The organism is Spirillospora sp. NPDC029432, from assembly GCF_040703975.1.
GTDB lineage: Bacteria > Actinomycetota > Actinomycetes > Streptosporangiales > Streptosporangiaceae > Spirillospora.
Genome location: NZ_JBEZWH010000039.1, coordinates 15,865 through 38,003, shown reverse-complemented (window position 1 = coordinate 38,003; position 22,139 = coordinate 15,865). Strand labels below are relative to the sequence as shown.

The 22,139-nt window shown below is 72.7% G+C and carries 24 protein-coding genes; 7 read left to right on the top strand and 17 right to left on the bottom strand.

The window, feature by feature from the left end:
* Window positions 1–15: 15 nt before the first annotated feature.
* The 5 genes from AB0881_RS26705 to AB0881_RS26685 form a co-directional block, all read right to left on the bottom strand.
* Window positions 16–1,188: an MFS transporter gene (locus AB0881_RS26705; protein WP_366621036.1), complete on the bottom strand. Its 1,173-nt coding sequence runs from the start codon at window positions 1,186–1,188 to the stop codon at window positions 16–18.
* Window positions 1,189–1,288: 100 nt separating this feature from the next.
* Window positions 1,289–2,878: a GMC family oxidoreductase N-terminal domain-containing protein gene (locus AB0881_RS26700; protein WP_366621034.1), complete on the bottom strand. Its 1,590-nt coding sequence runs from the start codon at window positions 2,876–2,878 to the stop codon at window positions 1,289–1,291.
* Window positions 2,879–2,960: 82 nt separating this feature from the next.
* A complete protein-coding gene (locus tag AB0881_RS26695; protein WP_366621032.1) occupies window positions 2,961–3,920 on the bottom strand; it encodes an ArsR family transcriptional regulator in 960 nt (319 codons plus the stop codon).
* 49 nt (window positions 3,921–3,969) lie between these two features.
* Window positions 3,970–4,278 carry a hypothetical protein gene (locus AB0881_RS26690; RefSeq protein WP_366621030.1) on the bottom strand — a complete coding sequence of 103 codons (309 nt, stop codon included), beginning with the start codon at window positions 4,276–4,278 and terminating at the stop codon, window positions 3,970–3,972.
* A 163-nt stretch (window positions 4,279–4,441) separates the two neighbouring features.
* Window positions 4,442–4,882, bottom strand: a complete 441-nt coding sequence (locus AB0881_RS26685) for an ATP-binding protein (RefSeq protein WP_366621028.1) — start codon at window positions 4,880–4,882, stop codon at window positions 4,442–4,444.
* A 101-nt stretch (window positions 4,883–4,983) separates the two neighbouring features.
* Between AB0881_RS26685 and AB0881_RS26680 the strand changes: the two genes are divergently transcribed.
* From AB0881_RS26680 to AB0881_RS26665, 4 genes are all read left to right on the top strand, one after another.
* The gene (locus AB0881_RS26680; protein WP_366621026.1) at window positions 4,984–5,799 is read left to right on the top strand and encodes a helix-turn-helix transcriptional regulator; all 816 of its coding nucleotides are present in this window, start codon (window positions 4,984–4,986) and stop codon (window positions 5,797–5,799) included.
* Window positions 5,796–5,987, top strand: coding sequence for a DUF397 domain-containing protein (locus AB0881_RS26675; protein WP_366621024.1), 192 nt, complete (start codon window positions 5,796–5,798; stop codon window positions 5,985–5,987). The genes AB0881_RS26680 and AB0881_RS26675 overlap by 4 nt, the downstream gene beginning before the upstream one ends.
* A gap of 143 nt (window positions 5,988–6,130) precedes the next feature.
* Complete coding sequence (locus AB0881_RS26670; protein WP_366621022.1) at window positions 6,131–6,322, top strand: DUF397 domain-containing protein; 192 nt, start codon at window positions 6,131–6,133, stop codon at window positions 6,320–6,322.
* Window positions 6,323–6,368: 46 nt separating this feature from the next.
* Window positions 6,369–6,560: a DUF397 domain-containing protein gene (locus AB0881_RS26665; RefSeq protein ID WP_366621020.1), complete on the top strand. Its 192-nt coding sequence runs from the start codon at window positions 6,369–6,371 to the stop codon at window positions 6,558–6,560.
* Between the two features lie 56 nt (window positions 6,561–6,616).
* Here AB0881_RS26665 and AB0881_RS26660 read toward each other — a convergent pair whose 3' ends face one another.
* Complete coding sequence (locus AB0881_RS26660; RefSeq protein ID WP_366621019.1) at window positions 6,617–6,940, bottom strand: hypothetical protein; 324 nt, start codon at window positions 6,938–6,940, stop codon at window positions 6,617–6,619.
* Between the two features lie 103 nt (window positions 6,941–7,043).
* Here AB0881_RS26660 and AB0881_RS26655 point away from each other — a divergent pair, with 103 nt between their 5' ends.
* Window positions 7,044–7,898 carry a hypothetical protein gene (locus tag AB0881_RS26655; RefSeq protein ID WP_366621017.1) on the top strand — a complete coding sequence of 285 codons (855 nt, stop codon included), beginning with the start codon at window positions 7,044–7,046 and terminating at the stop codon, window positions 7,896–7,898.
* Window positions 7,899–7,906: 8 nt separating this feature from the next.
* Here AB0881_RS26655 and AB0881_RS26650 read toward each other — a convergent pair whose 3' ends face one another.
* On the bottom strand, window positions 7,907–8,749 hold the full coding sequence (locus tag AB0881_RS26650) for an oxidoreductase (RefSeq protein WP_366621015.1): 843 nt from the start codon (window positions 8,747–8,749) through the stop codon (window positions 7,907–7,909).
* A 146-nt stretch (window positions 8,750–8,895) separates the two neighbouring features.
* On the opposite strand from AB0881_RS26650, the gene AB0881_RS26645 reads away from it, so the two are divergent.
* Entirely contained in the window at window positions 8,896–9,468 is a 573-nt protein-coding gene (locus AB0881_RS26645; RefSeq protein ID WP_366621013.1) for a TetR family transcriptional regulator, read from the top strand.
* A 37-nt stretch (window positions 9,469–9,505) separates the two neighbouring features.
* On the opposite strand, the gene AB0881_RS26640 is transcribed toward AB0881_RS26645, so the two are convergent.
* Together AB0881_RS26640 and AB0881_RS26635 are read right to left on the bottom strand one after the other, a co-directional pair.
* Window positions 9,506–10,372 carry an alpha/beta hydrolase gene (locus AB0881_RS26640; protein WP_366621011.1) on the bottom strand — a complete coding sequence of 289 codons (867 nt, stop codon included), beginning with the start codon at window positions 10,370–10,372 and terminating at the stop codon, window positions 9,506–9,508.
* Between the two features lie 82 nt (window positions 10,373–10,454).
* Window positions 10,455–11,483: a saccharopine dehydrogenase NADP-binding domain-containing protein gene (locus tag AB0881_RS26635; RefSeq protein ID WP_366621009.1), complete on the bottom strand. Its 1,029-nt coding sequence runs from the start codon at window positions 11,481–11,483 to the stop codon at window positions 10,455–10,457.
* A gap of 148 nt (window positions 11,484–11,631) precedes the next feature.
* On the opposite strand from AB0881_RS26635, the gene AB0881_RS26630 reads away from it, so the two are divergent.
* Window positions 11,632–12,747: a helix-turn-helix domain-containing protein gene (locus AB0881_RS26630; protein WP_366621007.1), complete on the top strand. Its 1,116-nt coding sequence runs from the start codon at window positions 11,632–11,634 to the stop codon at window positions 12,745–12,747.
* Here AB0881_RS26630 and AB0881_RS26625 read toward each other — a convergent pair.
* The 8 genes from AB0881_RS26625 to AB0881_RS26590 all read right to left on the bottom strand — a co-directional run bounded on the left by AB0881_RS26625 (window position 12,636) and on the right by AB0881_RS26590 (window position 21,999).
* The gene (locus AB0881_RS26625) at window positions 12,636–13,757 is read right to left on the bottom strand and encodes a serine/threonine-protein kinase (RefSeq protein WP_366621005.1); all 1,122 of its coding nucleotides are present in this window, start codon (window positions 13,755–13,757) and stop codon (window positions 12,636–12,638) included. The genes AB0881_RS26630 and AB0881_RS26625 overlap by 112 nt on opposite strands.
* Window positions 13,758–13,985: 228 nt before the next feature.
* Window positions 13,986–15,311 carry a vanadium-dependent haloperoxidase gene (locus tag AB0881_RS26620; RefSeq protein ID WP_366621003.1) on the bottom strand — a complete coding sequence of 442 codons (1,326 nt, stop codon included), beginning with the start codon at window positions 15,309–15,311 and terminating at the stop codon, window positions 13,986–13,988.
* A gap of 479 nt (window positions 15,312–15,790) precedes the next feature.
* Complete coding sequence (locus AB0881_RS26615) at window positions 15,791–16,486, bottom strand: ABC transporter substrate-binding protein (RefSeq protein WP_366621001.1); 696 nt, start codon at window positions 16,484–16,486, stop codon at window positions 15,791–15,793.
* The gene (locus AB0881_RS26610) at window positions 16,486–17,862 is read right to left on the bottom strand and encodes a glutamine synthetase family protein (protein ID WP_366620999.1); all 1,377 of its coding nucleotides are present in this window, start codon (window positions 17,860–17,862) and stop codon (window positions 16,486–16,488) included. Before AB0881_RS26610 ends, AB0881_RS26615 begins: the two co-directional genes overlap by 1 nt.
* 16 nt (window positions 17,863–17,878) lie before the next feature.
* Window positions 17,879–19,093 carry an FAD-dependent oxidoreductase gene (locus AB0881_RS26605; protein WP_366620998.1) on the bottom strand — a complete coding sequence of 405 codons (1,215 nt, stop codon included), beginning with the start codon at window positions 19,091–19,093 and terminating at the stop codon, window positions 17,879–17,881.
* 1 nt (window position 19,094) lies between these two features.
* Window positions 19,095–19,283: a ferredoxin gene (locus tag AB0881_RS26600; RefSeq protein ID WP_366620996.1), complete on the bottom strand. Its 189-nt coding sequence runs from the start codon at window positions 19,281–19,283 to the stop codon at window positions 19,095–19,097.
* Window positions 19,280–20,494, bottom strand: coding sequence for a cytochrome P450 (locus AB0881_RS26595; RefSeq protein ID WP_366620994.1), 1,215 nt, complete (start codon window positions 20,492–20,494; stop codon window positions 19,280–19,282). Before AB0881_RS26595 ends, AB0881_RS26600 begins: the two co-directional genes overlap by 4 nt.
* Window positions 20,491–21,999 (bottom strand): amino acid permease, encoded by a 1,509-nt coding sequence (locus AB0881_RS26590; protein WP_366620993.1) that lies wholly within the window; start codon window positions 21,997–21,999, stop codon window positions 20,491–20,493. The genes AB0881_RS26595 and AB0881_RS26590 overlap by 4 nt, the downstream gene beginning before the upstream one ends.
* Window positions 22,000–22,139: the final 140 nt, after the last annotated feature.

Below are 22,139 nucleotides of genomic sequence, written 5' to 3'. Positions count from 1 at the left end.
TCCCGGCGCGGCGGGTCAGGAACGGCTCGTCCGCCGCGTCCCGCCGCCGCCCGCGAGCAGGGGCGCCAGCATCAGCGCCGCCACCAGGCCGAACGCGGCCGGGTAACCGGTGTGGACGGCGATCAGGCCGAAGCCGGCGGCGCCCAGGCCGATCCCCGCGTCGTAGGCGACGTTCCACAGAGCGCTGACCGTGCCGTACGACGAGGGCGGCACGCGGTCGAGCATCACGGCCATGCTCGCGTTGCCGGTGAGCCCGAACCCGATCCCGAACAGGACCATCCCGGCCAGCACCGCGAGCGGCTCGGACACCAGAACCAGCGCGGCGATTCCCGCGGCCGAGATCAGCAGGCCCGGCACCAGCTGCCGCGCCGCGCCGTTCCGGTCGCCGCGGCGCCCGGCCCACCACCGGGTGGCCGTCGCCGCGAGGGACTGCGCCAGCAGCGCCCACGCCGACACGCCGCCGGCCGCTAGCGGCAGGAACGTCGCGGTGACGCCCGTCGCGACCGTCACCGCCGCGAAGATCCCGCAGGGGACGAGCAGCGCGGGCGTGCGGGCCGCCGCCAGGACGCCCAGCGGCTCCTCGGGCGCGGGCTGCCGTCCGGGCAGCCGCCGTACCGCCGCCAGCCCCGCCAGCGCGGACACGCCGGCCAGCACGAACACGACCCGGTATCCGGCCGCGTCGCCGAGCCACAGCCCCAGCGGCAGCGCCACCACGCCGGGCACGCCGCACGCCACGCCGTACACGCCGAGGCCCTCGCCGCGCCGCGCCGCGGGCACGATCGAGGCCACCAGCGCCCCGCCCAGCACCACGGCCACCGCCAGCCCGGCGCCGCGCAGCAGGCAGGCCGCCAGCACCGTCGCCATCCCGCCCGACACCACCAGCGCCAGCGCGGGCGCCCCCAGCAGGACGAGGCCCGCGCCGAATACCAGCCGGTACCCGTACCGGCGCACGCACCGCGGCACCGCGAGCTCGGCGGCCACGGTCGCCGCCATCATCACGCCCGTCGTCAGCCCGGCCCCCACGCCGCCGGCCCCCGACGCCTCCGCGTACCGCGGCAGCGCCGAGAACAGCAGGTAGAAGCTGGTGGCCGACCCGACACCGGCGGTCATGACCAGCAGGAACGCGGGGGTCAGCAGGCGTTCGCGGTCCGTCCGGCCCGTCCGGTCCAGGGTGGTGGTGGTGCTCATCGCGTGGCCTCCTCGGCAGCCGTCCTACTGCCGAGAAGGGTCGCCCGGACCGCCACGGACGGGCATCCGTGGCCACCACGGATTCGCCACCGGCCGGTGGTCAGCGGATGAGGTCGGCCGCCCGCCAGGCCAGCGCCATGACGGGCGCGTTCAGGTTGCCGGAGACCAGCACGGGCAGGACGGAACCGTCGACGACGCGCAGGCCGGCGACGCCGCGGACGCGGAGCCGGGAGTCGACCACGTCGTCGTCGTGCGGGCCCATCGCGCAGGTCCCCACGGCGTGGTAACCGCAGTAGCCCCGCGTCAGCGCCGCCTCGACGAGGTCGTCCCGGCTCCGGACGGCGGGGCCGGGGACGGTCTCGGCGGCGATGCTCTCCGCGATCGGGCCGGTGGCGAACAGCTCGCGGATCCTGCGGACGAGGTCCGCCCCGACGGTGCGGTCGTTGTCGGTGGCGAAGTACCCGGGGTCGATGTCGAGGGGCGCCGCCGGGTCGTCCGAGGTGATGCGGACGCTGCCCTGGCTGTCGGGGCGCAGCGCGTACGCGATGCACATGATGCCCGGCTCCCGTTCCGGCGTCGGCGAGCCCGCCGGCGCCGAGCCGAGGGACAGCGGGACGACCTGCACCTGCGCGTCGGGCCGGTCCAGCCCAGGACGCGAGCGGAAGAACCCGACGAGGTCGAACGCCGGCGCCGCCAGCACTCCCCCGCGGGTGGCGAAGTACCTCAGCATCGCCATCGCCTGCCGTGGCCGCGTGTTCAGCAGGCGGTTGTACCCGCGGTCCTCCTTCAGCCGGAACTGCAGGCCGGCGGCCCGGTGCTCGCGCATCCGGGCGCCGACGTTCGGGCTGTCGACCAGCACGTCGACGCCCGCCGCCTTCAGCGTGCCGACAGGACCGATGCCCGAGCGCTGCAGCAGTGCGGGGGTGGCGACGCCGCCCGCCGAGACGATCACCTCGGCGGCGGCGCGGTGATCGGCCGTGCGGCCGCCGCACCGTACCCGGACACCGGTGGCCCTGCCGTTCTCCACCAGGACGCGCAGCGCGAGGGCCCCGACCATGACGGTCAGGTTGCCGCGGTCCTCGACCGGACGCAGGAACGCGCGGGCCGCGCTGACCCGGCGGCCGTCGCGGACGGTCGCCATCGCGTAGCCGATGCGTTCGCCGTCGGTGGCGTTGTAGTCCTCCACGCGGCTCCACCCCAGCCGGGCCGCGGCTTCGAGGACCTCCTCGCACAGCGGTTCCGGCCCGGCGGCCGGCGAGACGCCGAGCGGTCCCCCCGTACCGCGCGTCCCGCCGGCGCCGAGCCGGTGGTCCTCGATCCGCCGGAACGCGGGCAGCATCGCGTCCCAGCCCCAGCCGGGGTTGCCGAGCCGTTCCAGCTCGTCGTAGTCCGCCTGGCTCCCCCGGTTGTAGATCAGGCCGTTGATCGCGCTGGTGCCGCCGAGCGTCCTCCCCCGCGGCCACACCTCGCCCCGCCCGGACGCGCCGATCGGCCGGGTCGGGTACGCCCACGCGTACCGCGGGCTCTCCATCAGCCGGGCGAACCCCTTGGGCATCGCGATGGCCGGGCTCCTGTCCCGCCCGCCCGCCTCGATCAGCAGCACCCGGCAGGCCGGATCGGCCGAGAGGCGATGGGCGAGCACGCAGCCCGCCGAACCCGCCCCGACCACGATGTAGTCGTACTCCGCCACGCCACCTCCGACCTAACGCCCGCCGACGCAGCATCACCGCGCCGGCGCGTCCGCCGCAACGCATTCGGCTGGAGCCGAAACGTCACCGGCCGTTGGCGTTGATCAGTTCGAGGCCGAGCGGGGTGGCGTGGTGGAGGACGGCCCTGCCGTCGCGGCGGCTGGTGACCAGGCGGGCCGCCCGGAGCGCGGCGGCGTGCTCGGACGCCGAGGCCGGGCTGATGCCGACCTGCCGGGCGATGTCCTTGGTGACGGTCGGCCGGGCCAGGAGCCGCAGCACGGCCGCCCGCGTGGGGCCGAGGACGCCCGCGAGCGGATCGCGGCCGGACCCAGCGCGCAGGACGGTCCGCGTCCGCGACGGGTAGACCAGCAGGACCGGCTCGTCCGGGGACTCGGCGACCAGCGGCGGGCCCGTCCAGAACGCCGTCGGCACCAGCGCGAGCCCGCGCCCCCGCAGCCGCACCTCCCGCCGCCCCGGCGTGGCGATCTCCAGGCCGCCGTCGCGCCAGGCCGCGCCCGGCACCAGCTCGGCCAGCATGCCCGCCGTACCGCGCCGGGCCAGCACCCGGCCGTGATGGGCCAGCTCGGCATGGTGCCCGGCGCGGATCTCCGGCCAGTACGGCCGCAGGATCGCGGCATGGGCGCCGCGGAACCCCCGCATCACGTACCGCACGGCGTCGCGGTCCCCGGCGGCGACCGAACGCGCCCACGAAGGCGCGGCGCGACCGCCGGCGCCGGACCACAGCCCGGCCTCGTGGCGCATCCCCGCGGGCGTCAGGCCCCACGCGATCTCCAGCGCCTCATCGAAGTCGCCGCAGACGGCCGTGGTCGAGAGCGCCCCGGAGAAGCCCGCGCCCAGCTCCCACACCGGCCGGGCCGACTCGGGAAGGCTCGCCAGCGCGGCCCGCCGCCACCCGTCCAGGCGGGGCACGGCATCCGCCCGGCGCAGCGCGACCAGCGCGAGCTTCAACTCCAGCATCGGCGCGGGCTCGGGCAGGAACCTCGTCCGCCCGAGATCGTCCGCGGTGAAATGGATCCGCAGCATTGGCGACCGCCTCGTCCGCGCGGTGCGAGCCCTGGATCGTCCAGGGTACTCAGCGGGCGGCCGTCACACGCGCCCGGAAACCGCGAACCTCGTCCGATTCCCACGCGCCGGTGAAGCCCGTCCACCACACGTTCTGCTCGCCCGGCGCCGGCACGCTCAGCCGGTCGACCAGCGTCGATGGCGCGCCCGCCTCCCGGAACGCGCACTGCGCGGCGTACAGCGCCATGGCCCTGGTCACGATCCCGACCGGCGCGGGATTGACCACGCGCAACGTCCCCTGGTCCGGCGCCAACTCGAAGAACTGGTCGGCGGTCAGCTCATCGGAATGCGCCTTCAGCGCCCCGGCCGTCTTCGCCACGCACGCCTCCCGCACCTTCGCGAGCCCAGGCGGCCCGGACGGAGAAGGCGTACCGCCCGCCGCCTGCGTACCGGAATCGCACCCCGCCACTAACGCCACCAGGAACAGAACGGGCACGACACCCGTGAGAGTCCTCATGCCGCCGATCCTCCCCCGCCGAACGCTAAGGAGCATGCCGAGCCGCCAAACGCGCCCACACCCACTTCCCTCCCCGCGGGTCGCGCGTGTACCCGCAGCAGGTCGAGAGCGCCTGCACGAGCGGCAGCCCCCAGCCGCCGTTCCTGTCGTACGACTCCTCGGCCAGATCGAGATCCTCCAGCCCCAACTCGACGACGGCCTTCGGCTCGGGAAGCCGCGAACTGGAATCCCAGACCGCGATGATTACCCCTTCGGCATCGCGACTGAGCTGAAAGCGAATCTCCCTCAGCGGCGTCGCCTTCGCGGCATTCGTGACGAGTTCCGCGACGACGAGCAGCGCATCATCGAGAATGCCAGAACAGTCCCATTTATTCAGCTTTTGCCCGGCCAACGTCCGCGCCAGCCCGATCGACGCAGGTGTCCCCAGCAGGGGGATGAACAGGCAGTCTGTCTTCGGTGCCAGCATTGTCGCCTCCTGGACGCAGTTCCCGAATTCCGCGTCCAAGATTCGCTCGCACTTTCTAAGCTTGCGCGGTACTCACGGAGACCGAAAACACTGGAGGAGCAATGCCGCTCGTCCGCGAACCCCTCGACCCCCGCATCTCGATGTGGCACTTCCTCGCCTTCTACCTACGCTGGTGGCGAGAGAAGGAAGGGCTGTCACTCACCCAATGCGGACAGGTGATCGGTGCCGCCCGTTCGACTGTTTCCAACATGGAGGCGGGCAGGCAGCGGCCGCACGACGACTGGATGCGCATGCTCGACCTCAAGTACGGCACGGGCCTCCTCTTCCAGATCCTCCTCTGGTACGCCCGCATGGCCCACAACCCCGACTGGTTCCGCCAGTACGCCCAACTGGAGATGCAGGCCCTGGCGATCAGAGTCTTCCAAGGTGGCGGCATACCGCTTTACCTACAGACGGACGAAGTCACAGCACACAACCTGGAGAACAGCCGCCACGACGACAACAAGCCCGACCTCACCGACCACCTCGCGCGCAAGAGTTCACTCCTCGACAAGGATGGTGCGCCGGACATCTGGGTCATTCTGGACGAAGCAGTACTCGCTCGCCCGATAGGCACTGCCGAGATCATGAGAAACCAGCTACGCCACCTGCTCGACATAATGACCCTTCCTCGCGTCAGCGTGCGCATCATCCCGTTCTCAGTCGGGCCCCACCCCGGAGCCGACGGGTTCTTCCAGGTCATCAGCCTGGAAAGCCGAGACGTCGCCTATGCGGGCGCCCAGGGCGGCGGCCGCCTCATCGAGTCGCCGAGCGAAACCCGGGCACTACGAGATAAATTTGACCGCATCGGCGCGAAGGCGTCCTCCGAGGACGACTCGCACAACATCATCAAGCACTACTTGGAGCGGTACTCATGACCGTGTTGTGGCGGAAGAGTTCGCGAAGTGTCGTCGGTGACGACAAGGTGTGCGTCGAGCTGGCGCGCATCGCCGACAGCGTGGGCGTCAGGGACTCCAAAAACCCGGATGGCGGTCACCTCACCCTGGCCCCAGAGCAGTTCGCCTCCCTCGTGAACCAGATCAAGCGCGGCTCGTACGACGACTGACGGCGCAGCCTGGCGCTTGCATGCGGACGGGCGCGTCGGGTGCGGACGCGAGGTACGCACCCGACGCCCGCCGCCCTGGGGAGAGAAAGCATCCGTTCGTGCCTTCACACAGAGACCCGTCGCAGACGCCTGAAGCAGGACACATGGCCGTTCAGTGGAAGAAGAGCGCCCACAGCGACGGGGTGGACGACAAGGCGTGCGTCGAGCTGGGACGGCTCGCGAGCGGCGTCGCCGTCAGGGACTCCAAGAACCCGGGCGGCGGTCACCTCACCCTGCCCCCAGAGCAGTTCGCCTCCCTCGTGAACCAGATCAAGCAAGGCGCGCACGCCGGCTGACGGCGCAGCCTGGCGCTTGCATGTCGCAAATCATGGAGCGGGACACATGGCCGTGCAGTGGAAAAAGAGCACACACAGTGGCGGCGTCAACGACGAACAGTGCGTCGAGTTGGCGCGTCTCGCACAGGGTGTGGGGGTCAGGGACTCCAAGAACCCGGATGGTGGGCACCTCGCCCTGAGGGCCGATAACCTCGCCGCCCTGCTTCACCAGATCAAGCGAGGCGCGTACGACGCTTGACGGCGCATCATGGCGACCGCATCTCCTGGTGATCGCGGTGGTGGATGGTCGAGGGTTCAGGTCTGGGTGAGGCGTTCGGCGTGGCCGGTCTCGTCGTTCCGGATCAGATCAGGTCCGGTGCTGCGGAGCTGCCAGCGTGTGATGGTGCCGTCCGGGCCGGCGAGGGCCTCCCGGGACAGGGCTGCTTCGATGCGGGTGCGGACTTCGGATTCGGACGCGGGTTCGGTGGCGAAGAGCACCCGTAGTCGTACCTCGTCGCCGGAACGCTCGGCGGTGGTGTGGTGGGGCGCGAGCGGGCACGGCGGCTCGTGCTCCCAGTGACCGCAGAGCGCGGCGGTAACCGCTGCTCCCGGCGCTCGCACGTCATCGTCGGCCGCCATGCTCACCACTGCGTCATGGACGAATGCTCGGCGCATGGGGTCAGTATCCATCCGAGTCGGAGCCGGGTCCGGTTGTCGGGTGCGGGTGCGACACTCGTCCTCCATGACGGCACCGCCCCTGTGGAACGACGACCTGTTTCCGTTCCCCACTCCGCCCGCGCTCGCCAAGGTGGTCGACATCGCTTGGGAGGAGGGGTTCCTCGCGACGGATCTGTACGAGGAGGGTCTGTACGACGCCATGCGCGTCCAGACGAGCTTCGCGCTGCCGTTCGAGCTGTGCGAGGTGCCGCTCGCGCCGCCGGGGTGGGAGGACTGCTACGCGGGGGAAGTGTTCCGCCGGCACCATGTGCCGTTCATGTCCGTGCCGGAGCTGCTGCCGTTCGCCGATCTGGGGAACGGCACCTGCGTCGGGTGGGTGTTCCCCGCGCCGGAACTCGGGCGCACCGACCATCCCGTCGCCTCCTTCGGCCACAAGGAGCCGGGCGTCATCGGCCGGAACACTCTGGACGGTCTCACCTTCCTGCTCTCCCTCGCCCTGCGCGGCGGAGGGGAGCGCCGCCGCGCCCAGGTGGCGCGCCTGGCCGCTGAGCTGGGTGTCCGCCCCATTCCGGAGTACGGCGGCGATGCGGTTGTTTCCCTCGATCTCGCGCCGCCGGCCGGGTGGCGCCACGAGCCCGACCCGTCCGGCATCGGCATCGGCGTTCTCGCGCCGGACGACGCCTTCGCCGACGAGTACCCCGCCTTCACCGGGGGCACGAATGTCGTTCTGGCGGACGCCTCCCGGATGCTCGACGCGGGCTACCCGGCGAGCGCGCTTCTGGGACTTACCGCCGCGTATCACGAGGATGTGCGGCTCCTCCCGGCGCTGCATCCCTTGTGGGCCCGCGCTTACGACGATCTCGGCCGGACGCTGCTCCGCGAACGTCTCGACGTCATGGTGGAGGACCACCGGAGCTGAGGCATGTCCTAGCGCTCGTTCGCGGGGAAGTCCGCCGATCGGCTCACATCGGCCCATTTCCGGGTCTCGGCGGTGCGGATCTCCCCGGCCTCCAGGGCCAGGGTGAGGGCGTCGCCGCCGAGGACGAGGCGCCGTGGCGGGTCGTCGGCGGCCACGACGTCGATGATGATCCTGGCGGCCCGGGCCGGGTCGCCGGGCTGGGTGCCGTCGTTGTCGCGCCGGTAGCGGTTGATGGCGCCCACCGTCTCCTCGTAGTCGGGGCCGACCGGGTGGAGTTCCATCGAGGAGCCCTGCCAGTCGGTACGGAACGCGCCCGGCTCCACGATGACGACCTTCACGCCGAACGGCGCGACCTCACTGGCGAGCACCTCGGAGAACCCCTCGACCGCGAACTTGGCGGTCTGGTAGGCGCCCATCCCGGGCGTGCCGCCCACCCGTCCTCCGATGGACGAGAACTGCACGAAGACGCCCGACCGCTGTGCCCGGAGGACGGGCAGCGCGGCGCGCGTGACGTTCACGACGCCGAAGAGGTCGGTCTCGATCTGGGCGCGGAAGTCCTCGGCCGCCATCTCCTCGATCGGCGCGCTGTTGGCGTAGCCGGCGTTGTTGACGACCACGTCGAGGCCGCCGAAGGCGCCGGTGGCCTCCCGTACCGCGCGGGAGGCCGCGGCGGCGTCGGTGACGTCCAGCGCCACCGCTCGGACCCGGTCACCGTGGCGGGCCACCAGGTCCTCGAGCTGCTCCGGACGCCGCGCGGTGGCGGCGACCCGGTCGCCCGCCTCCAGGACGGCCTCGGCGAGCCGCCGTCCGAAGCCGCGCGACGCTCCGGTGATCAACCATGTGCTGGGCATGGGGTCGTTCCTTCCGTTCGGGATTCGGGCCGTCAGGCTCTCCCGGCGACCTAACTGTCTCATCAATGTAGCACTTAGATATTCAAGTTGGTCAGTGTTGCGGCAGTAAGGTCGCCATGTGCTACGTGGACGGTAATGTTGGGAGGGTGAGAGCAGACGCGGCACGCAACCTGGAACTTGTGCTGAGCACGGGCGCCCGCCTGCTCGCCGACGACCCCTCGGCGAGCATCGCCGCCATCGCCGCGGCGGCGGGCGTGGACCGCCGTACCGTCTACCGGCGCTTCGCCTCCCGCGAGGAGCTTCTGGCCGCCGTGTACCGGGCGCGTTACGACGCCGTCGAGAAGGCCATCGAGGCCGCCAGGCTGCGGGAGGCGCCGGTCGCGATCGCGCTGCACCGGTACGTCGAGGGGATCATCGCGGTCAACCGCGCGTGGCCGGTGGAGATGGGCCGCATGCTCACGGAGGAGACGCTCCGCGAGCGCCGCCGGCGCCTGATCGGCGAGGTCGACGCCTTCCTGCGGCGCGCCACCGACGAGGGCCTGCTGCGGTCCGACCTCCCGACCGGCTGGGTCGGGACGCTGCTGCCGCCGCTGATGCTGCACGCCGCCGAGGAGCTGTCCGACCTGAGCGCCGCCCAGGCGGCCGACGTGGTGGTCGAGACGCTGCTGCGCGGTGTCGGCGCGCAGCGGCCGGGCGATCGGTCAGGCGGCGGGCGCTGAGGATTCACCAGGCCCGGTGCGGGATCGGCGTGGAGGGTCAGGGGGTGAGGAAGGCCCGGGCGTGCTGCGCGACGATGTCCGGCCGTTCGTCGGCGATGAAGTGGCCGCAGTCGGGAACGAGGTGGATGTCGAGGTCGGCGTAGGGCTGGTGGCCGTCGAGCACCCGGTGGCTGAGGAAGACGTCGCGTACGCCGAACACGAGCCGGGTGGGCACGGCGAGAGGGCTCCGGTAGCGGCCGCTCATCACGGCGCGGAACTCGCGCGTGACGAACGTCCGGTAGAGCTGGATCCCCGCACGGGTCCTCGCGGGCTCGGCGTAGCGGTCGGTGAAGGCGTCCATGGTCCGCTGATCCCACACCGTCCGGTCGTGGACGCCCAGCCGCAGTATCACGCGGGCGAACGAACCGTTGCGCAGCGCCAGACGGCCGATGCCCGGAGCGATGATGACCTGCTGGTACCAGAAGCGCCACAGGTGCGGCAGCGCCGCGAGCGGCCGCGACCACGGGTGGACGATGTTGAGCGCCAGGAAACGGTCGAAACGCTCCGGTGCCTTCAAGCAGAGCAGGAAGCCGATCCAGCCGCCCCAGTCGTGGCCGACCAGCTTGACCCGGTCGAGGTCCAGGGCGTCCATGACCGCCAGGACGTCCCGCGCCATCTCCTCCTTGGCGTAGCCGTCCGGCGGCGCGTCCGACCAGCCGTGCCCGCGCAGGTCGATGGCCACGACCCGATGGTCGGACGCGAGCACGGGGATGAGGTGCCGCCACTCGTACCAGTGCTGCGGGAAGCCGTGCAGCAGGACCACGGTGTCGCCGGAGGTCCCCGCCTCCGCGACGTGGAACCTCATGCCCCGTGCCTCGACCCACCGGTGGGTGACGCCTTCGACGTACGGCGGTTCATCGTCCATGACCGGGCCTCCGATCTCCCGTCCAGGATCATCTCACCGCCCGCCCCGGCGCTCGGGCGAGGCGCCGAATCCGGCCGGAATGTCAGCCGGTCTCGAACGACAGGTGCGCCGAGAGGGCGCGGAGGAAGTCGGGCGCGTCGAAGATCCGGCCGGCGGAGGCGACGCCGGTGGCCCTGGTCCGGCCGGTGAGGACGCGGTGGACGGCCTCCACCGCGAGGGGCGCGCTGATGGCGTAGATGTCCCGGCCGCTCGCCGTGGCGCGGCGTTCGGTGCCGCCGGAGCGGACGGCGACGTCGACGAGGAACGTCTGGTCGGAGCGGCCGCTCCCGTCGGCCGCCGCCGGCGACGGCGTGTCCGGGGCCGACAGGTCCTCGACGGCCTCGACCGTCATGTACGAGCGCACCTCGGGGACGGCCAGGTGGCTGGGGATCGTGACGACGTCCGCCATGCTGAACTCCCCGATGACGGGCCGGACGCCCATCGGCTCGGGGAACGTCCACTTCAGGGACGGCAGGTCGTCCTGGTGGTACTCCAGCCGCCCGCCGGTGAAGCGGACCCGGCGGCCGCCGCGCCGTTCCCGCGAGACGGTGCCCGAGTCCCGCGTTCCCGCGGTGGGGTGCCAGCTGCTCAGCGCGTACGCGATGTGCGCCTCGTCGGCGGCGGTCCAGTCGCCCATCGCGGCGGTGGCCAGCAGGTCGCCGAGGCCGCCGAAGAAGGCCATCGCCGGGACGATCACGGCCCCGGCGGCGCGGGCCCGCTCGCCGAAGTGCGCGAACGTGTCGGCGTTGGCCTCGATCTCGGCCGCCACGTCCACGTACGGGACGCCGGCGCGCAGCGCCGCCTCGATCACCGGGGCGGCCGTGGCGGCGAAGGGCCCCGCGGTGTTGACCACGGCCGCCGCGCCGGCCAGCGCGCGGTCGAGCGAGCCCGGGTCGTCGACGGACGCGGGCCGTACGTCGAGCCCGGGGAAGTCCGCCGCCAGCGCTTCGAGCTTCCCGGCGTCGCGGCCGGACAGGACCGGGACGAACCCGCGGTCCCGCAGCTCGGCCACCACGAAGCGCCCCGTGTGGCCGTACGCGCCGAATACCGTGACCGCCTGGCCAGTCCCCATCGTCGTCTCCATCGTTCTTGGTGATCCACTCGTTCTCGGTCGATCCACTACGACGATCTTGGCGGGGACGGCCGGGCCGTACGAGTGTCTGGAACGCCATGGCTCGTACAATTCCGGACATGAGTATCTCGGGCACGAGAATTCCGGCATGAAGACTGTCGCGGTCGCCGTCACCGAGGGGATGCTGCATTTCGAACTGTCGGTGGCCTACGAGGTGTTCGGCCCGGCGCCGGCCGCCGTGACCGGCCCCTGGTACGACCTCGCCGGATGCGGGACGGGCGCCGTCCGGGCCGGCCGGTTCCTGCTGGAGCCGGACCACGGGTTAGACCGGCTGCCGAGCGCCGACACGGTGATCGTTCCGGGGTGGGCGGACGTCGACGCGGACCCGCCCGGCGACCTCATCGACGCATTGCGCGCGGCCCATCAGGGAGGCGCGCGTGTCGCCTCCCTCTGCACGGGCGCGTTCGTGCTGGCCGCCGCGGGACTGCTGGACGGGCGGCGCGCGACCACGCACTGGGCGCACACCGACGTGCTGGCCGCGCGCTACCCCAGGGTGGACGTCGATCCGGACGTGCTCTACGTGGACGACGGCAGCGTGCTCACCTCGGCCGGCAAGGCCGCCGCGATGGACCTGTGCCTGCATCTGGTCCGGCTCGACCACGGTTCGGCGGTCGCCAACACGGTCGCGCGCCGGCTGGTCGTACCGCCGCACCGGGCCGGCGGCCAGGCCCAGTTCGTCTCCTCGCCGGTGCCGGAGCAGGACGACCACCCGCTGGCGGCGCTGTTCCCGTGGGCGATCGAGCGGCTGGACCAGCCGCTGACCGTGGAGGACCTGGCCCGCCAGGCCGCCATGAGCTCGCGCAACCTCGGCCGCCATTTCCGGTCGGTGACCGGCACCACCCCGTTGCAGTGGCTGCTGGTCCAGCGGATCCGCCGCGCCCAGGAACTGCTGGAGACCACCGACGACGGCGTCGAGACGATCGCGGCGGCGACCGGGATGGGCACCGGCACGACGCTGCGCCGCCACTTCAACCGCACGATCGGCGTGCCGCCCGACGCGTACCGCCGTACCTTCCGCCGCACCTCCGGCGGCGCATCCGATCGCACGTCCGACCGCGCCTTCCGCATCGAGCGCTCGGCGCGGGGCGCCGGTCAGGGGCCTTCCGGCTCCGGTACGCGGCCGGCCGACCAGGGTCCCGGGACGTCCAGCAGCCCGAAGACCTGGCCGGTGCGCTCCTCGGGCCAGGCCGCGGTGGCGCGCTGACCCCGGAGCCACCCGCGGTCGCGTTCCATGAGCCGCAGCACGGCGAACAGGAGCACGTCGTCATCGAAGATCCACGGCTGTTCCGCGTAGGTGATCTCACCGTTCAGGAAGTCGAGCACGAGCCGGCGGTCGTCCCGGATGCGCCGGTCGGCGGGGATCAGGCCGTGGTCGCCGACGGCCAGTCCATGGCTCCGCGCGCCCGGCGGTACGGCGGGGGCGGCCAGCCGCGCGATCACGGTGCCGGGTGCGGGCCGGGCGGCCTGGTCCTTGTCGAGGCAGGCGGCGACCAGGGCGGTGAGGTCGGACGGCAGGTGCCTCAGCGCGGCGAGGTCCGGCTCCTCGTGGACGATCCGGTAGACGACGGCGTCGGGGCGGCCGGTGCCGAACGGGCCGGTTCCCGAGGCCGCGTAGGCGAGGACGGCGCCGAGGGAGAACACGTCGCCGGCGGCGCCGATGTCCCTGCCGCGCGCCTGCTCGGGGGACATGAAGCCCGGCGTTCCGATCACCACGGTGCTGGTGGTGGCGTCCAGGGCGCGGGCGATGCCGAAGTCGATGAGGCGGGGGCCGTCGGCGGCGATGATCACGTTCCCGGGCTTGAGGTCGCGGTGGACCAGGCCGGCGCGGTGGATCGCCGCCAGTCCCTCGGCGAGGCCGGCGCCCAGGATCCGGAGCCCGGCCTGCTGGAGCGGCCCGTGGGCCTCGATCGCCTCGTGCAGGGACGGCCCCTCGATGTAAGCGGTGGCCATCCACGGCGGGTCCGCGTCGGGGTCGGCGCCGACCACCTGGGCGGTGTAGAAGCCGTTCACCCGGCGGGCCGCGCGGACCTCCTGGGCGAACCGGCGGCGGAACGCGGGGTCCCCGGCCAGCTCCGGCCGGATCGTCTTGACCGCGACCGGCCTGCCGCCGGGCGAGCGTCCCAGGAAGACCCGGCCCATGCCACCGCCGCCGAGGCGGCCCACCAGCCGGAAGGGTCCCGCGGCGCGCGGGTCGCCCGCCGCCAGTTCCTCCACTCGGCCTCCCCATCGGCGCCACCGAACGCAATTCTCCCCGCGGTACCAGGGTGGCCGTCAAGGTCCCCGCCCGTCCCCGTCTCCGAGTGGACGAGCCGGAGACCGGGGGGGCGGGACGTCATATGGGCTGGAGCCCGCGGCGACCGAGTGGCAGTGCACGCACGGCGTCCCCCGCCGACCACCTGGACCGCGTCTCACCCGACGCGGGCGCGCCCGCCGTGAACGGGCTCAGTCGCCGCGGCGGCCGAACTCCCGGTCGAGGACGTCGCGGGCGACGGCCGAGCCGAGCCGGGTGCCGTCATCGGAGGCGCTGCGGTAGTGCACGCCCGCCCAGATCCGGGCCTCCCCCAGCTCGGCCCTCGCCTTGGCGAGGCTGTCGTAGCGGCGGGTCGTGCCCGAATCGGCGCTGTAGGCGCTGAACGAGACGTCGTCGCGGCCGAAGAACTTCCCCCAGCCCGTCGTGACCGCCGAGGTGTAGCAGGCGTGCCCGGACGGGTACTCGGTCGACGGCGCCGTGGTCCGCAGCGGCGTCCAGGACGGGTCGGCGCGGGTGGCGGGGTTGCCGTCGGTGTCCGCGAGCGGGATCGCCGTGACCGGGCGCCAGAAGCTCCAGTGCCACTTCTCCTTGTAGCAGGCGACCAGCGCGTCCGCCGCGGCCACGCCCGCCATCGCCAGCAGGCGCGCCGTCTGCAGCTCGCCGAGCCGCCGGGACGCGGCGAGCTGCCGGCCGATCGACCATTCGACCTGGCGGGGGTCGTCCCACCAGATCGCCGCGTCGGTCTGGTCGGGGGTCCGCGACGTACTGGCGGCCGAGCCGAGGGACTGGACCTCGTTGAGGTCGCGCGCGTAGGCGGCGCTCCTCAAGGCGGGCGGGCCCGGGGTGCGGTAGTCGTCGGCGTCGCGGATGACGAACGGCTTCAGGGTGGCGTACCAGGCGCCGACCTGGAGGAAGCCCGGCGGGGTCGGCCGCCACTCGCCCGGCGCGGTGCCGACCCGCCATTTCGCGTCGGAGAACGCGCCGTCGTCGCGGCGGGCGTCGATCATCGCGGCGGCGGCGGCCTCGCCGACGGCGACGCCGCCGCGTTCCGAACGGCCGTCGGGGATCGCGCCGAGCGCTTGCTCGTACTGCGCGCGCAGGGGCTCGGCCTGGTCGGGGAAGAGCCAGCGGAGCGTGCGGTACGCGGCGGTGGCGACGGCCGCGGGGGTCGAGTCGCCGGGCCGGCTGCGGGGCGCGACCAGGTACGGCTCGTACGGGGCGCCGGCGACGGCGTTGACCGCGTCGTACACGGCGCCCTGCACGATCGCGAAGCTGCGCGCGGCCGCCGTCGGCGACTGCCGGGCCCGGTCGAAGATGGCGGTCTCGGTGTGGACGTCCCAGGTGAGGACCGCGCTTGTCGGGTGGGCGCCGGTGGGGAGGGCGCGGGACGCGGTGGACGGGCGGGCCTGTGCCGTACCGGGCGCGGTCGCCAGCGGCGCGGCGAGAATGAGCGCGGTAATGGCCGCCGCGCCGCGCGTTCCACGGGATTTGCCAGGCTTGCGAATGGACTGTGACATGGGAGCCCCCATCGGCTGTTCTGCACCGGCTCAGACGAGGAACTCAGTGTCCGGCCGCGGTCGAGTCCGGGCAATGCGATGGTGCCAGCTAATTCGCGCGGGCGGACGCGTTCGAGCGGAACGAGGCGAGTACGCTCGGGCAGAAAGTTGGTGGTGAGCTGGTGCGACGCTGGTACCGGCTTCGCGTTGTTCCGTCATAGGCGGGCCGGAATGGGCCACGGCCGGCCGCTTCCATCGCCGCGCCCGCGTCCGCGCCGGTGAACCGGTATCTCTTCGCCGTGAATGTCGGGATTGGCCATGGAATTGCGGGGGATGCCCATCCGATTCCGGTCGGCACGTACGTCCGAAATTCCACTGCCGCGCGAACTCCGCGGGAGCCGTTCCGGCGCGTCGCCGTACGACCCGCGGCAGGTGCTCGGGACGGGGCTCTCCGAGGACCTGCCGCGGGCTGATCTGCGTCCCGCACTCCAGAAGGTGCGTCAGAAGGGGTACGGGAGGGCGGGCATGCGGGTCCGCCAGGCCTTTTCCAGGGCTCCGTTCTCGATGATGGTGGTCAGGGCGCCGTCCAGGTCGGCCAGGACGTCGGGGCGGCCCTTGGCGACGGCGACGCCCCAGCGGTTGCCGGTCGGGACGGTGAACGCCAGGTCGAAGGCGGGGTCGTCGCCGAGCGGGACGAAGACGACGTCGTCGTCCACGACCGCGTCGACCTCGCCGGTGCGGAGGGCGTCCAGCATGTCGCCGAAGACGTCGTCGGTCGCGCCGCCGAACGGGACGGCCACGGCGCCCTCGAAGGTCTCCGCGAGGGCCATGTTCGTGCTGCCCTCGATGGCCGCGACGCGGAGGCCGCGCAGGTCGGCCGGCGACGCCACGGGCGTTCCGCGGCGGACCAGCACGGACTCGTTGAATACGGCGTACGGGCGGGTGAAGTCGACCTGGCGGCGGCGCGACTCGGTGATGCCCTGGCCGCACCAGACCGCGTCGACCTCGCGGGACCGGAGGGCCGGGACGAAGTCGGCCCAGGGCGTGAACACCCATTCGACGGAACGGTCCAGGACGGCCGCGCACAGGGCCGCGACGTCGGGCTCGTAGCCGTCGCGCGTGACGCCGTCGGGGCTCTTGGAGAACAGCGGGGGCGCCTCGGCGTCGATGCAGGCGAGGCGTAGCGGCGCGGCCATTACGGAAGGTGCTCCATGTACATGTCGCGCTCCCAGTCGGTGATGTGGCCGCAGAAGCGGGCCCACTCGTCGCGCTTGAGGTCCAGGTAGAGGCCGGTCAGGTCGGCCGGGAACGAGCCCTGGACGATCTGGTCCGCCTCGAACGCGTCGAGGGCGTCGCTGAGCGACAGCGGCAGCGGCTCGAACTTCGACGGCGACCCCTCGTAGCTGCTGCCGGACTGCGGGGCGCCCGGGTCGATCGCGTTGTCCAGGCCGTCCCTGATGGCGGCGAGGAGGGCCGCGTGCGACAGGTACGGGTTGACGCTCGCGTCCGGGATCTTGAACTCCAGCCGGCCGTTCGCCGACAGCCGCACCGTGCAGGTCTTGTTGTCGAAGCCCCAGTTGATCTGCGAGGGAGCGAACTGGCCGGCGTCCCAGTACCGCTTGTACGAGTTCACCGTCGGCCCCATCAGCGCCATCATCCCGGCGGCGTGCGTCAGGATCCCGCCGACCGCGTGCCTGCCGGTCTCGGTCAGGTGCATCTCGGTGACGTCCGGATCGGCCAGCACGTTCTCGTCGCCGCGCCACAGGCTGAGGTTGTGGTGGCAGCCGTTGCCCATCACGCCGGTGGCGGGCTTGGGCATGAAGCTGGCGGTCACGCCCAGCTCGCGGGCGACCTGGCGGCAGATCTGCCGGTACGTGACGAGCCGGTCGGCGGTCACGTCGCAGTCGTCGAACAGCCAGTTCAGCTCCAGCTGGCCGGGGTCCTCGTAGTCGCCCTCGATCATGTCGAAGCCGAGCGCCTGGCCGTACCGGATCACCCGCTGGAAGACCGGCCGCATGACCTCCAGGCAGTCGATGTGGTACGACGAGCTGGAGCCGGGCTTGACGTGCACCTCCATCCCGGGGCCCGTCCAGGTCATCTCGGGCTCGCAGCCGCTGCGCAGCCGCAGCCCGGTCGCCTCGGTGAACGCCTCGTGCGCGCGGCGCAGGTGGGTGCGGCCGTCGGTGGCGAGGGCCTCCCCGCCGACGCCGGCGCGGTGGGCGGGCTCGTACACGCGGCAGAAGAAGCGCCCGACGGTGGTGTCCCAGGGCAGGACGGCGAACGTCTCGGGGTCGGGCATCGCGGTGAACTCGGCGGCCTCCGTACCGCCGCCGAGCAGGTTGCCGAACCGGTCGACCTGGAGGTCCGACATCGCGGTGCGGTGCAGGTTGACGCCGCGTTCGAGGTTGCGGGCCAAGTGCCGGGCCGGGACGACCTTGCCGACGACGCGGCCGGTCAGCGAGACGGTCTGGTAGTAGAGGAACTCGACGCCGGACTCCTCCACCCGGGCGAGGAGGTCGGCGGACGCGGCGGCGTTGCGCTGCCTGTGCTCGTCGAGGGGGGTCGTGCTCATGGGTGGGACCTTCCGTTCAGCTGACGAGGTCGCGGTACTGGCGGTGGCGGGCGGCGGGGATGCCGACGAGGGCGACGCCGACCATCCGGCGGTCGCGGTAGTACGCCATCGCCACGCCGCCCTTCAGTGCGCGGGGATGGTCGAGGCCGCCGTCGAGCAGCTCGCAGCGGTCGCCGAGGCCGGGCGCGCCGAAGCTCTGCACGCGGACGTCGTACTGGTCGCTCCAGAACGACGGGACGGGCGCGAACGGCGCGTCGTCGGGCGCCCGCACGCCCAGGTGCGCGGCCAGGGTGGCGGCGGCGCGCTTGGCGGTGTCGGTCGGGACGCACCAGTGCTCGACCCGGCGCGGCACGTCGTCGTAGCGGGGGTTGGGGAAGCGGGCCACGTCGCCGACCGCGACCACGCCGGGGCGGCCCTCGACGCGCAGCAGGTTGTCGCACAGGACGCCGTCGTGCAGGTCGAGGCCGTTGCCCTGCAGCCATTCGACGTTGGCCTGCGAGCCGATCGACTCGACGACCAGGTCGGCCGGGACGAGGGTGCCGTCGTCGAGGACGGCGGCGGTGACCCGGTCGCCGTCGGCGAGGAACTCGGCGACCATGCGGCCGGTGATGAACCGGACGCCCTGGTCCTCGTGGTGGCGCCGCAGGACGCGGCCCAGCTCGGGGCCGAGGGCGCGCTCCATCGGCTCGGCGCACGGCTCGACGACGGTGACCTCGCAGCCGGCGCGCAGCGCGGTGGCGGCGACCTCGCAGCCGATGAAGCCGCCGCCCATGACGAGCACGGAGCGCCCCCGGACGAGCCGGTCGCGCAGGTCGACGGCGTCCTCCAGCGTTCGAAGCACGTACCGGCCGCCCTCCGGCCCCGGTACGGTCGCGCGGCGCGGCCGCAGCCCGCTGGCCACCACGAGGCCGTCGAAGGTGAGGCGGGAGCCGTCGGCCAGCTCCAGCCGCCGGGCGGTCAGCGACGACCGGACGACGGGGTTGCCGAGGATCCAGCGGGCGTCCTCGACGCTGCGGCGGCGCCGGAACACGGCCGCGGCGTGCGCCTCGGCCAGCCCGCCGGCGCCGACCTTGCCGGCCAGCAGCTCCTTGGACAGCGGGGGGCGGTTGTACGGGAGGTGCTCCTCCGCCCCGACGATGGTGATGGCGCGGTCCCAGCCGGCGGCGCGCAGCTGCTCGGCGGCGCGCAGCCCGGCCATCCCGGCCCCGACGATCACGACATGGCCGCCCATGTCAGCCCTCGATCAGGATGGCCTGGACGGGGCAGACGTCGGCGGCGTCCTCGACGTCCTCGCGGAGTTCTTCGGGCGGGGCGTCGTCGTACTCCAGCTTCCCCTCGTCGTTGATGCGGAAGACGTCGGGGGCGGCGATGGCGCACTGCCCGTGGTCCTGGCAAACGGCCAGGTCGACGACGACCTTCATGCGGTGGTTCCTCCTGAACGGCTGGTGGCCGGGGTGAACGTGATGGGCAGGGCGATGGGGCCGGTGTTGCCGCTGAGCGGCAGGGTGCGGATCTCGCCGCCGGGGCGCGGGTCGCGCATCCGGCGGGCCAGCAGCGGGAGCGCCTCGCTCATGTCGCAGCGGGCGACGAAGTGGCCGAGGCAGTGGTGGGCGCCGCCGCCGAAGCCGAAGTGCGGCGGGCGCTCGGCGGTGATGTCGAAGCGGCCGTCCGGGACGGCGAGCGGGTCGGTCCCGGCGGACTCGGTGAACAGGTGGACGGTGGTGCCGGCGGCGATGTCCAGTCCCTCGAACGTGAAGTCCTCCAGGGCCTCGCGGGTCACCCACGTGGTGGTGGGCGCGACCCGCATGACCTCCTCGACGGCGGCGGCGCCGAGCTCGGGCCGTTCGGCGAGCACGCCCCACTGGTCGGGGTGCCGCATGAACGTCTGCATGGCCAGGCCGAGCTGGTTGCGGGTGGTGTCGAACCCGCCGAAGATCAGCAGCACCATGGAGTCGCGCAGCTCGGTGTGGTCCAGCCGGTCCCGGTCCTTCTCGGCCTGGACGAGCCGGGTGACGAAGTCGTCGCGCGGCTCCCGGGTGCGGTCGGCGATCAGCTCGTCGACGTAGCCGTACAGGTTCGCGAGCGCCGCCTCGATCTTCGGCAGGTCCTCGGCGATCGTGACGCCCATCGCCAGCCCGATCGTGGCGGAGTCGCGGGCCAGCACGGGCCACTCCTCCTCGGGGAGGCCGAGCATGATGGCGATGACGCGGGCGGCGTACGGCTCGGCGAACTCGGTCATGAACTCGCACCGGTCCGGCTCGGCGAACCCGTCCACCAGCTCCCCGGCGAGGGCGCGGAAGCGCGGGACGAGCCCGCCGATGAGCCGGCGGGAGAACGCCGGGTTCATCAGCCGGCGCAGCCGGTGGTGGTCGGCGCCCTCCTTGTTGAGCACCCAGTTGGCCCACCAGTCCGCGAACGGGCCGGTGGTGATGCCGTGGTGCGCGGGCCACTTGACGCTCCCCTGCCGGAGCCGGGGATGCTTCAGCAGGCGGCTGACCTCGTCGTAGCGGAGCACGGCGACGCCGTAGTTGGTGCGGGCGTACCAGCCCTGCTCGCGGGCCTTCCTGACCTCCGCCGACTGGACGGAGAACGTCGGATCGGCGATGTTGAAGTACGGGGCTGCGGTGGTCACGCTCCTGCTCCTTGCTTGGCGGGGATCGCGTCGCCGGCGGGGGCGTCGCCGCGGCCGTAGTGGCGGGTCACGGTCATGTAGACCAGGCCGAGAACGATCACGACGGCGCCGCCGAGGGGGACGATGTAGTTGTCGTACCAGGGCACGTCCGGCGTCCGCGGCCACGACATGTTGATCATGGCGAGCACGCCGTACACCAGCGCGGCGGCGTTCACGACCAGGCCCCAGCGGCCGAGGGTGAACGGGCCGGACGGCCTCCAGCCGCGCAGCCGGGCCCGCAGCGCGGCGAGCACGACCATCTGGAAGCCCAGGTAGATGCCCAGCGAGGCGAACGAGATGATCTTCGTGAGGGCGTCGGCGGAGACCTTGGAGCCGATCACCAGCAGCGCGGGCAGCACGGCGGCCAGCAGCAGCGCGTACGGCGGGACGTGCCGGGCGGCCGAGAACCGGGCCAGGATCCGGCTGCCGACGATCATGTCGTCCCGGGCGTAGGCGTAGGTCAGCCGGCTGGCGGCGGCCTGCAGGCTCATCGCGCAGGAGACGAACGAGATCAGCACGATGCCGAGGATGACCTTGACCATCGTCGGCCCGAACGCGGCGGTGAGCGCGGTGGTGACCGGGTCGGCGTCCTTGCCGGAGATGACCGCGCCGAAGTCGGCGACCGACAGCACCAGCGCGAGGGTGATGAACGTGGCGGCCGCGCCGCCGACGTAGATCGTCATCCGCATCGCCTTCGGGATGCGGCGGGCCGGGTCGCGGACCTCCTCGGCGACGTCGCCGCAGGCCTCGAAGCCGTAGTACTGGTAGATGCCGATGAGCGAGGCGGCCAGGAACGCGGCCGCGTACGAGCCGCCCGCGCCGGTCCCCTGGCCGTCGAAGAGGACCCCGAGGCCGTGGTGGCGCTCGGTCGCCAGCAGCCAGACCCCGACGACCAGCGCGCCGACCAGCTCGGCGGAGAAGCCGATGATCGCGGCCAGCGACAGCCAGCGGGTGCCGGACAGGTTGATCAGGGTGGCGATCAGCAGGACGGCCAGCGCGCAGCCGATCGTGGTGGTGGCGGTGGGCTCGAAGCCGAGCATCGACGCCGCGTACGGCCCGGCGCCGTAGCTGACGCTGGCGATCGTGGCCAGCAGCGCGAACAGGTAGATCCAGCCGCTCATCCAGGCCCAGCGCCGTCCCCAGAGCCGCCGGGCCCAGGGGTAGATGCCGCCGCTGACCGGGTACTGGGAGACGATCTCGCCGAAGACCAGCGCCACGAGCAGCTGGCCGATCCCGGCGATGACGAGCGCCCACAGCATCGGCGGCCCGGCGGTGGCCAGCGAGAACGCGAACAGGGCGTAGATGCCCACGACCGGGGACAGGTAGGTGAAGCCCAGGGAGAAGTTCGCCCACAGGCTCATGTCGCGCCGGAAGTGGGACTCGTAGCCGAGGGCCGCGAGCCGTGCGGAGTCGTCGTCGTGCGGAGGCGCGGCGGCCGGTGGGGCCGCGTCGGGTGTGGTGGACACGGAGTCCTCCCTCGTCGGGGTCCTGGCATGTGCCCGGACCGCCCGGCCTGCGAAACTGACGCCGGCGATGCCAATGCTTCGAGAGCCGCAGGTACTCTCAGGGCGAAAAGATATGGCGCCAGATATTTTCTTGGCAAGGG

Coding starts and splice junctions, on each gene's coding strand:
- AB0881_RS26705 (WP_366621036.1), bottom strand. CDS start 1,188: ATGAGCACCACCACCACCCTGGACCGGACGGGCCGGACGGACCGCGAA.
- AB0881_RS26695 (WP_366621032.1), bottom strand. CDS start 3,920: ATGCTGCGGATCCATTTCACCGCGGACGATCTCGGGCGGACGAGGTTC.
- AB0881_RS26685 (WP_366621028.1), bottom strand. CDS start 4,882: ATGCTGGCACCGAAGACAGACTGCCTGTTCATCCCCCTGCTGGGGACA.
- AB0881_RS26680 (WP_366621026.1), top strand. CDS start 4,984: ATGCCGCTCGTCCGCGAACCCCTCGACCCCCGCATCTCGATGTGGCAC.
- AB0881_RS26675 (WP_366621024.1), top strand. CDS start 5,796: ATGACCGTGTTGTGGCGGAAGAGTTCGCGAAGTGTCGTCGGTGACGAC.
- AB0881_RS26670 (WP_366621022.1), top strand. CDS start 6,131: ATGGCCGTTCAGTGGAAGAAGAGCGCCCACAGCGACGGGGTGGACGAC.
- AB0881_RS26665 (WP_366621020.1), top strand. CDS start 6,369: ATGGCCGTGCAGTGGAAAAAGAGCACACACAGTGGCGGCGTCAACGAC.
- AB0881_RS26660 (WP_366621019.1), bottom strand. CDS start 6,940: ATGGCGGCCGACGATGACGTGCGAGCGCCGGGAGCAGCGGTTACCGCC.
- AB0881_RS26655 (WP_366621017.1), top strand. CDS start 7,044: ATGACGGCACCGCCCCTGTGGAACGACGACCTGTTTCCGTTCCCCACT.
- AB0881_RS26650 (WP_366621015.1), bottom strand. CDS start 8,749: ATGCCCAGCACATGGTTGATCACCGGAGCGTCGCGCGGCTTCGGACGG.
- AB0881_RS26640 (WP_366621011.1), bottom strand. CDS start 10,372: ATGGACGATGAACCGCCGTACGTCGAAGGCGTCACCCACCGGTGGGTC.
- AB0881_RS26635 (WP_366621009.1), bottom strand. CDS start 11,483: ATGGGGACTGGCCAGGCGGTCACGGTATTCGGCGCGTACGGCCACACG.
- AB0881_RS26630 (WP_366621007.1), top strand. CDS start 11,632: ATGAAGACTGTCGCGGTCGCCGTCACCGAGGGGATGCTGCATTTCGAA.
- AB0881_RS26620 (WP_366621003.1), bottom strand. CDS start 15,311: ATGTCACAGTCCATTCGCAAGCCTGGCAAATCCCGTGGAACGCGCGGC.
- AB0881_RS26615 (WP_366621001.1), bottom strand. CDS start 16,486: ATGGCCGCGCCGCTACGCCTCGCCTGCATCGACGCCGAGGCGCCCCCG.
- AB0881_RS26610 (WP_366620999.1), bottom strand. CDS start 17,862: ATGAGCACGACCCCCCTCGACGAGCACAGGCAGCGCAACGCCGCCGCG.
- AB0881_RS26605 (WP_366620998.1), bottom strand. CDS start 19,093: ATGGGCGGCCATGTCGTGATCGTCGGGGCCGGGATGGCCGGGCTGCGC.
- AB0881_RS26600 (WP_366620996.1), bottom strand. CDS start 19,283: ATGAAGGTCGTCGTCGACCTGGCCGTTTGCCAGGACCACGGGCAGTGC.